Origin of the sequence: Micromonospora sp. NPDC047753, assembly GCF_040642735.1 — a bacterium.
In the GTDB taxonomy this organism is placed as follows: Bacteria; Actinomycetota; Actinomycetes; order Mycobacteriales; family Micromonosporaceae; genus Micromonospora.
This window is the reverse complement of record NZ_JBEYSL010000241.1, coordinates 1-9,746: the sequence shown is the minus strand read 5'-3', so window position 1 is coordinate 9,746 and position 9,746 is coordinate 1. Positions and strand designations below refer to the sequence as shown.

8 protein-coding genes are annotated in these 9,746 nt (G+C 72.2%); all 8 read right to left on the bottom strand.

All coding sequences use genetic code 11. The features are described 5' to 3' along the window. Positions 1 to 2,667, bottom strand: a 2,667-nt coding sequence (locus tag ABZ749_RS20265; RefSeq protein ID WP_357229902.1) for a PQQ-dependent sugar dehydrogenase, incomplete at its 3' end; no start/stop codon positions are given. Between the two features lie 218 nt (positions 2,668 to 2,885). Continuing rightward, positions 2,886 to 3,953 carry a polyprenyl synthetase family protein gene (locus tag ABZ749_RS20260; RefSeq protein WP_357229900.1) on the bottom strand — a complete coding sequence of 356 codons (1,068 nt, stop codon included), beginning with the start codon at positions 3,951 to 3,953 and terminating at the stop codon, positions 2,886 to 2,888. Next, a complete protein-coding gene (locus tag ABZ749_RS20255; protein WP_357229898.1) occupies positions 3,950 to 5,365 on the bottom strand; it encodes a nucleotide pyrophosphatase/phosphodiesterase family protein in 1,416 nt (471 codons plus the stop codon). The genes ABZ749_RS20260 and ABZ749_RS20255 overlap by 4 nt, the downstream gene beginning before the upstream one ends. Further along, positions 5,362 to 6,561, bottom strand: coding sequence for a metabolite traffic protein EboE (gene eboE, locus ABZ749_RS20250; RefSeq protein WP_357229896.1), 1,200 nt, complete (start codon positions 6,559 to 6,561; stop codon positions 5,362 to 5,364). Before eboE ends, ABZ749_RS20255 begins: the two co-directional genes overlap by 4 nt. Further along, on the bottom strand, positions 6,561 to 7,418 hold the full coding sequence (locus tag ABZ749_RS20245; protein ID WP_355009791.1) for a TatD family hydrolase: 858 nt from the start codon (positions 7,416 to 7,418) through the stop codon (positions 6,561 to 6,563). Before ABZ749_RS20245 ends, eboE begins: the two co-directional genes overlap by 1 nt. Next, positions 7,419 to 8,027, bottom strand: coding sequence for an EboA domain-containing protein (locus ABZ749_RS20240; RefSeq protein ID WP_355009792.1), 609 nt, complete (start codon positions 8,025 to 8,027; stop codon positions 7,419 to 7,421). 53 nt (positions 8,028 to 8,080) lie between these two features. After that, positions 8,081 to 9,064, bottom strand: a complete 984-nt coding sequence (locus tag ABZ749_RS20235; RefSeq protein ID WP_357229894.1) for a sugar phosphate isomerase/epimerase family protein — start codon at positions 9,062 to 9,064, stop codon at positions 8,081 to 8,083. Continuing rightward, a partial coding sequence (locus tag ABZ749_RS20230; RefSeq protein ID WP_357229892.1) for a 4-hydroxybenzoate polyprenyltransferase occupies positions 9,061 to 9,746 on the bottom strand: 686 nt, incomplete at its 5' end. The genes ABZ749_RS20230 and ABZ749_RS20235, both read right to left, overlap by 4 nt.

Below are 9,746 nucleotides of genomic sequence, written 5' to 3'. Positions count from 1 at the left end.
GCCGTCGGCGGTGGCGGCACCCGCGACGTCCAGGCACTTACCCAACGACTTGATCGTCGAGTTCGGCGTCACGGCCCAGGTCTGCGCCGCGCTGCCGTTGCAGGTGTAGATCTGGATCTGCGTGCCGTCGGCGGTCGCGGCGTTGCGCACGTCCAGGCACTTGCCAGCCAGGCCCTTGATCGGCCCGGCCCCACCGGCCGGGGGCGTCCCGGTGACGAAGGTGAAGGCGTCCAGGTCGTAGAGCGCCCCGGTGCCCGACCCGGCGAAGGTCAGGTAGAGCGTGGTCGTGCCGGTCGGCGGGTTGCTGATCGTCCCGGTGACGGTGGTGAAGGTTTCCCAGCCGCCGGTCACCGGGACCGTGGCCGAGCCGAGCACGGTGCCGGTGGCCGAGCCGGCCCGGACCTGGAGGGTGCCGCCGGCGCCCGCCGAGGAGACCCGGGCGTTGAACGAGGTCACGTTGCCCAGCCGGTACGGCTGGAACGCGATCCAGCCGCCGTTGTTGATGTCGCCGACGGTCTTGCCACCCTCGGCCGGGGTCTTGCTGAACACGTTGATCCCCGACGAGGTGCCGTAGAACTCGGCCTGGCGGTGCCGCGGCGGCAACGTGTGCTGGGTGTGCGTGGTCAGCCCACCGGCGTCGGTGTACTCGGCGTCGAAGATCGCGAAGATGTTCGCCGCGTCGTCGTGCTCACCGTCGACCGGGATGGTGATCGAGCCGGAGCAGCCGGTCTTCGAGGTGATCTGGTGGCCGTGCTGGTCGTGGCCGAGCACGTAGGTCATCTTGACCTTCGTGCAGTCGATGGTGCCGTCCTCCGGGTCGGTCACCGTGATGCTGTAGGGCACCGTGTCCCCGAAGCCGAACAGCTGACCGTTGCCCGGGTTGTTGATCGTGACGGTGGGCGCGGTGTTGCCGACGCTGATCTGCACGCTGCTGCTGCCGGTGGCGCCCTGCGGGTCCCGCACGGTCAGCGTGGCGGTGTAGGTGCCGTTGGCGCTGTAGGTCTTCGTCGGGTTCGCGGCGGTCGAGGTGGTGCCGTCACCGAAGGCCCACGCGTAGGTCAACGTGCCACCCTCGGGGTCGGACGAGCCGGCCGAGGAGAACGTCACGGCGAGCGGGGCCGCACCTGAGGTGCGGTTGGCGCTGGCCTTCGCGGTGGGCGCCCGGTTGCCGCCGCCGACGTAGTCGAAGCGGTAGAGCGCGGAGTTGGCGTCACCGTTGAAGTAACCGGTGCCGTAGTCGAGGACGTAGTAGGCGCCGTCCGGGCCGAACGCCGAGTCCATCACCTGCTTGCCGACCCAGGGGAAGGTGTCGATGGTGCCCCGGGATCCGTCGGAGTTGACGTGGATCGGCTTGATCCAGCCCCGGCCGAACTCGGTGGCGAAGAACTGCCCGTCGAACGACTGCGGGAACTTGGTGGTGGAGGTCGACGAGGCGTTGTACCGGTAGACCGGGCCGCCCATCGGCGACTCGGAGCCGCCGCCGAACTCGGTCGGGGTGCCGGCGTCACCGGCGTACCGGATCCAGGCCGGCTGGGCCGGCGGCAGGGTGGTCAGGCCGGTGTTGCGGAACGAGTTGTTGGTCGGCCCGCCGGTGCAGTTGTACTTCGCGCCGCTGGCGCTGGTCGCGAAGTCGAACTCGTTGTACGTCTCGGTGCTGGTGTTGGTGCCGGTGCAGTACGGCCAGCCGTAGTTTCCCGGTGCCGCGACCCGGTTGAACTCCACCTGGCCGGACGGCCCGCGGGTGGAGCTGGTGGAGCCGGCGTCCGGCCCGTAGTCACCGACGTAGACCACCCCGGTGGCCTTGTCCACGCTGATCCGGAACGGGTTGCGGAACCCCATGGCGTAGATCTCCGGCCGGGTCCTGGCCGTGCCGGGGGCGAACAGGTTGCCTGACGGGATGGAGTACGTGCCGTTGGCGTTCACCTTGATCCGCAGGATCTTGCCGCGCAGGTCGTTGGTGTTGCCGGCGCTGCGCTGCGCGTCGTACGCGGGGTTGCGGTTGGTCCGCTCGTCCAGTGGTGAGTAGCCGGACGACTCGAACGGGTTCGTGTCGTCGCCGGTGGACAGGTAGAGGTTGCCGGCGGCGTCGAAGTCGATGTCACCGCCGACGTGGCAGCAGATGCCACGGCTGGCCGGGACGTCGAGCACGTCGACCTTGCTCGACTGGTTGAGCGTGAAGTCGGTGTTCAGGGTGAACCGGGAGAGGCGGTTGACCCCGTCGAAGGCCGAGAAGTCGGTGCCGGTGGCCGGTGCGTCGCCGCCGGGGGTGGAGAGCGGCGGGGCGTAGTAGAGGTAGATGTAGCGGTTGCTGGCGAAGCCCGGGTCGACCCCGACGCCCTGCAACCCCTCCTCGTCGTGCGTGTAGACCGAGACGGTGCCGATCACGGAGGTGGTGCCGTTGGCGTCGGTGCGGCGCAGGGTGCCGTTGCGGGCGGTGTGCAGGACCGAGCGGTCCGGCAGCACCGCCAGGGACATCGGCTCACCCATGTCGGTCACGCCGCGAGCCAACTCGACCTGCTGGAAGTCGCTGGCGACGATCGTGTGTGCCTGGGCGGGGGCCGAGCCGGCGGCGAAGGTGACAGTGCCGGCGGCGACCGCCAGCAGCAGCGCGGATCCGCTGGAGAACCATCGTCGGGACCGTTGTCGGGGAGCGTCCTTCATTGACATCTGTGCTGTCCCTTCCTGACGTGTGACTGCCAGGCCGGGCGCGCGCCGTCGCGCCGGATGCCGTAGCGGTGGTGGGGGGTCGATGGGTTACCGCGCCGCCGGTTCACCTCGACGAAACATTTTCGTGTTGGTCACGACACTAAGTCGCACGTGTCGATGTGTCCATACCTTCCGGCGGTTCAGCATCAACTTTTGTCGATTTGATCGAAAGTCGCCGGTCAGGCCCGTCGATCGATCGCCTGCCCGGCCAGCGCAACCAGGGCCTCGCGGGCCTCGTCGGCCACCACGGCGTTCCGCAGCGCGGCGAGCGCGGCCTCGGTCCGGACCCGGATCATCTGCTCGATCCGCTCCCGCGCGCCGGTCGCCTCGATGATGTCGCGCAGCTCCGCCGCGCCCTCGGCGTCCAACGCCGGGTTACCGAACAGCTCCCGCAACCGGACGGTCTGGGGCCGGTCGGCGGCGCTGCGGGCCAGCGCCATCATGACCGTGGGCTTGCCCTCACGCAGGTCGTCCAGGACCGACTTGCCGGTCACCGCCGGGTCACCGAACACACCCAGGACGTCGTCGCGGAGCTGGAACGCGTCACCCAGCGGGTCACCGAACTCGCCCAACGCGGCGATCAGCTCCGGCCCCGCCCCAGCCAGCGCCGCACCGATCTGCAACGGCCGGGTGACCGTGTACCGGGCAGCCTTCATCCGGATCACGGTGAGCGCGCTGGCCACCGAGCCGTCGCCCACCCCCGAGACCAGGTCCAGGTACTCCCCCGCTATCACCTCGGTACGCATCAGCGCGAACACGCCGTACCCCCGGTGCACCTGCTCGGTGCTGAGCCCGCACTCGTGGAACATCTGATCCGACCAGGCCGCGCAGAGGTCCCCGCAGAGCAGCGCGGTGTTGCGGCCGTACGCCTCGGGGTCACCACGCCACGACGAGCGGGCGTGCAGGTCGGCGAAGAGCCGGTGCACCGACGGCTCACCCCGGCGGCGGTCGCTGCCGTCCAGGATGTCGTCGTGGATCAGCGCGAACGCGTGGAACAGCTCCAGGGCCGCCGCGGCCACCACGATCGGGGTGCCGTCGGCCGCTCCCGCGCCGCGCCAACCCCAGTAGCAGAAGAGCGGTCGTAACCGCTTGCCACCGGCCAGCACGAACCGTTGCAGCGCGGTGAACACGCCCCGCGGCGCACCGTCCGGCCAGTCCGGGCCCTGTCGGCTGAGAAAACCGGCCAGCTCCGCGTCGAAGCGTGCCCGCAGTTCGCTGGCGTCGGTGGGCGCGACGGTGACCGTCATGTCCGCTCCCCCGAGCCGCTCGCGCCGTCAGCGCCTAATCCGGCCAACTCCAGCAGCAGCGCCTTGACCTCGGTCGCCGCGATCTTGTCCCGGGCCGCGCTCGGGTCGGAGCAGAGCAGCACCGGGCCGTCCGCCGGGTCTGCCGGCAGCCGACCGTGCGAGCCGCGAACCGCCTGCGCACCGGCGTCCAGGCCGACAGCGCTCATCAGGTACCGCATGCCGAGCTTCTTGCGGGCCAGGGCCACCCCGGCGCGAGCCTTCGCGGCACCGGGGTTCGCCGGGTCGAAGAACAGCTCCGCCGGGTCGTAACCGGGCTTGCGGTGGATCTCCACGAGCCGGGCGAAGTCCGGTGCGTTGGCGTCGTCCAACCAGTAGTAGTAGGTGAACCAGGAGTCCGGCTCGGCCACCAGCACCAGCTCACCGGCGCGCGGGTGGTCGAGCCCGTGTGCGGCCTTGCCCTCGGCGTCGAGCACCTCGGCCACCCCGGGCAGGCTGGCGCAGAGCTTCGCCACCGCCGGCACGTCGGCCGGGTCCTTGACGTAGACGTGCGCGATCTGGTGGTCGGCGACAGCGAACGCCTTCGACGTCCACGGGTCGAGGTACTCCATGCCCGCCTGGGTGTGCACCCGCAACAGGCCCTCGGCCCGCAGCAACCGGTTGACGTCCACCGGCCGGGACACGTCGGTGATGCCGTACTCGGACAGCACCACCACTGTGGCGTCCCGGGCCCGGGCGGCGTCCAGGAGCGGGCCGAGCACCGCGTCCAGCTCGGCTGCCGCCGCGGCGGCCTGGGCCGACGAGGGACCGAAGCGTTGCAGGTCGTAGTCCAGGTGCGGAACGTAGACCAGGGTCAGGTCGGGTGACACGTCGGCGAGGATCTGCTCGGCGGCCTGGCAGATCCACTTCGACGACGGCAGGGCGGCGGTCGGCCCCCAGTAGGTGAAGAGCGGGAAGGTGCCCAGCCGGCCGGTGAGCGCGTCGTGCAGCTCCGGCGGGTCGGTGTAGCAGTCCGGTTCCTTGCGCCCGTCGGCGTAGTAGACCGGGCGTGGCGTCACCGTCCAGTTGACGTCGGCGCCCATGGCGTACCACCAGCAGACGTTGGCCACCGTGTAGCCGGGTTCGGCCCGACGGGCGGCCTGCCAGAGCTTGTCCCCGCCGACCAGCGCGTTGTGCTGCCGCCACAGCAGCACCTCGCCCAGCTCCCGGAAATACCACCCGTTGCCGACGATCCCGTGCCCGCTGGGCTGCTCGCCGGTGAGGAAGGTGGACTGCACCGAGCAGGTCACGGCGGGCAGCACAGTGCCCAGCTCGGCCCGGAAGCCGCCGTCGGCCACCCCGCGCAGTCGAGGCATGTGGGCCAGTAGTCGGGGCGTCAACCCCACCACGTCGAGGACCACCAGTCGCCGGCTCATCGCGTCACTCCCATGCTCACGGTTCGGTCTGTGGTCAGGCCGAGGCCGACCAGTTCGTCCCGGGCGAAGGCCAGCTCCGCGGCGATGCCGGCGGCCAGCTCCGCGTCGGTGCCGGGCCGTCGTGCGGCCGGCAGCACCCCCCAGGTGTACGTCTCGACGTCGAGGTGGTCGCAGCCGGCGGTCGGGCCGTCGAAGAGCGCTCTCAGGGCCGCACGAAGCACCGGCACTGTCGAGCCGAGCGGCTCCTCGGGTGGGGCGTGCAACGGCACGTGGTAGTGCACCCGCCACGGCCCGGGCAGCGCCCGGTCCAACGCCTCGTCCAGGTCGTCGGCCGCGTACGTGGGCTCGGCCGGGTCGGCCAGACCGGCGCAACCGGCGCCCCGGGTCTGGTGCAGGAAGCGCGGCTCCACCCAGCGGCGCAACGCCTCGGCGTCGCGGGCCGGGTCGGCGGCCTCGACAGCGGCCGAGACCTGCACCTTCACCACCGGCAGTCCGGCCGCCCGCAGTCGGTGCAGCGCCTCGGCCGGCTCCTCCCAGGCGCAGGCCAGGTGGGCGAGGTCGACGCAGACACCCAGGCGGTCGGTGTCCATCCCGGACAGCAGCGCGGCCGCCTGACCGGTGCTCTCCACCACACAGCCGGGCTCGGGCTCGAAGGCGACACGCACCTCACGGCCGGTGTCCCGTTGCACGTCGGCCAGGCCGGCGGCGAGCTGGTCCAGTCGGCGTCGGGCCGCGTCGGCCCGGCCGGTGTCCCACGGTTGACGCCAGGCCAGCGGCAGCGTGGAGATCGAACCTCGGGCGGCGTCGTCGGGCAGCAGGTCGGCGAGGACCCGAGCCAGGTCCAGGGTGTAGGTCAGGCGCTGCTCGGTGGTCCAGTCCGGGTGGTACACGTCCTGCTTGACCACCGGGGCCTGGAAGGCCGCGTACGGGAAGCCGTTGAGGGTGACCACCTCCAGGCCGCGCGCGTCCAGCTCGGTGCGCAACCGGCGGCGTAGCGTCTGGTCGGCGGCCAGCTCGGCGGCGACCGGGGCGGCCAGCCACAGGCCGAGCCCGAGCAGGTCGCTGCCGAGCGCCTCGCGGACCGGCACCGCGTAGGTGTCCAGTTGACCGAGGATCCCGGCGAGGTCCTCGGCCGGGTGCACGTTGGTGCAGTAGCCCAGGTGGACGGTCTCGCCGCCGGCATGTCGCAGCCGCATCAGCTGCCGCCGCGCAGGATCGAGTTGCCGGTCTGCGGGTCCACGGCGGCGGCGGCGTCCAGGTCGCTGAGGTCGAGCCGCCCCGACTGCCCGTAGAACTCCACAGGGTTTCGCCACAGCACCTTGTCGACGTCGTCGTCGCTGAAGCCCGCCGCGAGCATCGCCTCGCCGGTGGCTCGGGTCAGCAGCGGATCGGAGCGCCCCCAGTCGGCTGCCGAGTTGACCAGCATCCGTTCCGTGCCGTACTCCCGCAGCAACTCGACCATCCGCTGCGGCGTCATCTTGGTGTCCGGGTAGATGGAGAAACCCAGCCAGCAGCCGCTGTCGCGGACCAGCTTCACTGTCACCTCGTTGAGGTGGTCGACGACCACCCGACCCGCGTCGATGCCGGACTCGGCGACCACGGCGAGGGTCCGCTCACAGCCTCGCGCCTTGTCCCGGTGCGGGGTGTGCACCAGCGCCGGTAGTTCGTACGCCACCGCGAGGGCGAGCTGCGCCGCGAACGCCTCGTCCTCCTCGGGCGTCATCGAGTCGTACCCGATCTCGCCGACCGCCACCACCGCGTCCTTGTCCAGGTAACGGGGCAGCAGGTCGAGGACCGGCCGGCAGCGCGGGTCGTTCGCCTCCTTGGGGTTCAGCGCGATGGTGGCGAAGTGGCGCACCCCGAACTGCCCGGCCCGGAACGGCTCCCAGCCGATCAGCGAGTCGAAGTAGTCGGTGAACGAGGCGGCGCTGGTGCGCGGCTGACCCAGCCAGAACGCCGGCTCCACCACCGCGCGCACTCCGGCGGCGGCCATCCGTTCGTAGTCGTCGGTGGTGCGTGAGGTCATGTGGATGTGGGGGTCGAAGATGCGCATTCACGCCTCCCGGGGCAGTGCGGCGGTCAGCCGGTCGAGCAGGTCGGTGGCGTCGGCGGGCAGGTCACGGCCGGCGGCGTGTCGTTCCGCGGCCAGCGCGGCGAGCATGGCGGTCAGCTCGCTGTCGGCCCGGGAGTCCAGGTCGGCCACCCCGGCCAGGGGGACGCCGCTGAACACGCACTTGAGCACCGCCTGCCGCCAGGCGGCCTGGTCGAGGTGCCGGGCGTACGGGCCGAGCGCGGCGGCGACCAGCCGGGTGTCGTTGGTCCGGATCGCGTCGTGCAGCAACGGGACCGCGTCCGCGCCGATCGGCAGCAGCGGCAGGGCACGCAGCACTGCTCGTCGTTCGGCCGCGTCACCGTGCTGGTAGAGGCGCTCGGCGTACGCCGCGTGCTCGCCGGGAAGGCTGGTGAGCAGCAGCACCCGGGCCGCGTCGTCGGCGGTCCAGCCGGGGGCGTCGGGCAGCGCGGCCCGCCCGCACCGTCGGCCGACGGCGGGAAAGAGCCTGGTGATCGCGGTGGGCTCGGTGGTGACCCGGCGCAGCGCCGTGTCCAGCCAGTCGGGGTCGGGTACGCCTCCCAGCGCGGCCCGCAGTGAATCCGGTGTCATCCCGTCTCCTCCCTTGTGCTGCTCCCGGTGCCACGCCACCCTTTGCTCTGCACCTACATGTGCACCGGGGCCTCTTTCGCGGATGTCGCCTCGGCGGACGATCCCTCGGCCGCTGGCGCATCGGCGGGTGCAGAGCAAAGGGTGCGGGTGGCGTGACGATCGGTGGCCGCGGCGGCCTGCAGGAACTCGATCGACCGGGCGGCCACGGCGGGTGCGGCGTGCGAGTCGCGGGGCAACTCCACCGCGACCAGCCCCTGGTAGCCGGCGTCGCGCAGCGCGGCCAGCACCGGCGGAAAGTCGATCTCGCCGACGCCGAACTCCAGGTGCTCGTGCACGCCTCGGCGCATGTCGTCGATCTGCACGTTGACCAGGTGGTCGGCCACCTCGGCGACGCACTGCGGCACCGGCCAGGGCTCCAGGCACCGACAGTGACCGATGTCGAGGGTGATGCCGAAGCGGGCCGGGTTGTCCAGTGCGGCGTGCAGGCGACGCCAGTCGGCGATGTCCTGCACCAGCATGCCCGGCTCCGGTTCGAAGCCGAGGGTGACGTCCGCGGTGTCGGCCGCGTCGACCACTGTGGCGCAGCCGGCCACCAGCCGGTCCCAGGCGCACTGCGGTGAGACCGACTCGGGTCGGACGCCGGCCCAGAACGAGACCGCCTCCGCGCCCAGGTCGGCGCCGATCCGCACGGCCCGGCGCAGGAACTCGATCCGCCGGGTCGGGTCGTCGTGCAGCAACGTCGGGGCGTGCTTCTGCCACGGGTCGAGCAGGTAGCGGGCGCCGGTCTCGATGACCACCGCCAGGCCCAGCGACTCCAACCGTCGACTGACAGCGGCGACCCGGCGGGTGAGCCCGGGCGCGAACGGGTCCAGGTGGTCATGGTCCAGGGTGAGCGCCACCCCGTCGTAGCCGAGGTCGGCGATGACCGCGAGCGCGTCGTCGAGGCGGTGGTTGGCGAACCCGTTGGTGCCGTACCCGAGGCGCAGCGTGGTGGCGTCGGTGGCCGGCGCACCGGGCCGTGGCTCGGGGACGCTCATGTCGGGGAGACCTTCCGGGCCAGTCGTCGACCCAGCGGCGCGGCCGCCGCGACGGCCACCCCGAGCAGACCTGCTCCACCGCGTGCGGTGAGCGCTCCCTGGAGGGCCGGCAACCCGGTGATCCCGGCGCCGACGGCCGCGCGGACCCGCTTGGCCGACGGGTCCCGGACAACCTCGGCCTGGGCCGCGCCGTACCGGGCGGCGTACCACCCGGCCAGCACCGCGGGCAGCAGCGCCGCGATCGTGGCCGACCGGCTGCGACCCGCGCGGACGCCCGTCTCGTCGACGGTCTCGGCCCGGTCGGTGGCCCCGGCGGGGTTCGCGGTTCGGAAGGCGCCCGGCACGGCGACTGCGGCACTGGTGGCGACCAACGCGGTGCCGGCGAGGGTGCGCATCGGCAGCGTGGCGTCGGCGCCGGTGACCTCCCGGCGGGACAGCGCGGTGACCGTCCAGGTGTGCGCGGCGACGGTGGCCGCCGCCGGCAACGCCCGGGTGATCCGACCGCCGGACGCGCCGAGCAGCACGTCCAGCCCTCGGCAGGCGGCCATCACGGCCGGACCGGCCGCGGTGTTCTTGGCCAGCAGGTCGTACCCCCAGATGGTGGCGGCCAGCGGCACGGCGAGCGCGGCGGCGCGGCGACCGCCCACGGCGGCGGCCAGGCCCACACCGGCGGCCGTGAGGC

Bases quoted from the DNA above. Each gene is read 5' to 3' on its own strand.
- ABZ749_RS20260 (WP_357229900.1), bottom strand. From the start codon at position 3,953: ATGACGGTCACCGTCGCGCCCACCGACGCCAGCGAACTGCGGGCACGC.
- ABZ749_RS20255 (WP_357229898.1), bottom strand. From the start codon at position 5,365: ATGAGCCGGCGACTGGTGGTCCTCGACGTGGTGGGGTTGACGCCCCGA.
- eboE (WP_357229896.1), bottom strand. From the start codon at position 6,561: ATGCGGCTGCGACATGCCGGCGGCGAGACCGTCCACCTGGGCTACTGC.
- ABZ749_RS20245 (WP_355009791.1), bottom strand. From the start codon at position 7,418: ATGCGCATCTTCGACCCCCACATCCACATGACCTCACGCACCACCGAC.
- ABZ749_RS20240 (WP_355009792.1), bottom strand. From the start codon at position 8,027: ATGACACCGGATTCACTGCGGGCCGCGCTGGGAGGCGTACCCGACCCC.
- ABZ749_RS20235 (WP_357229894.1), bottom strand. From the start codon at position 9,064: ATGAGCGTCCCCGAGCCACGGCCCGGTGCGCCGGCCACCGACGCCACC.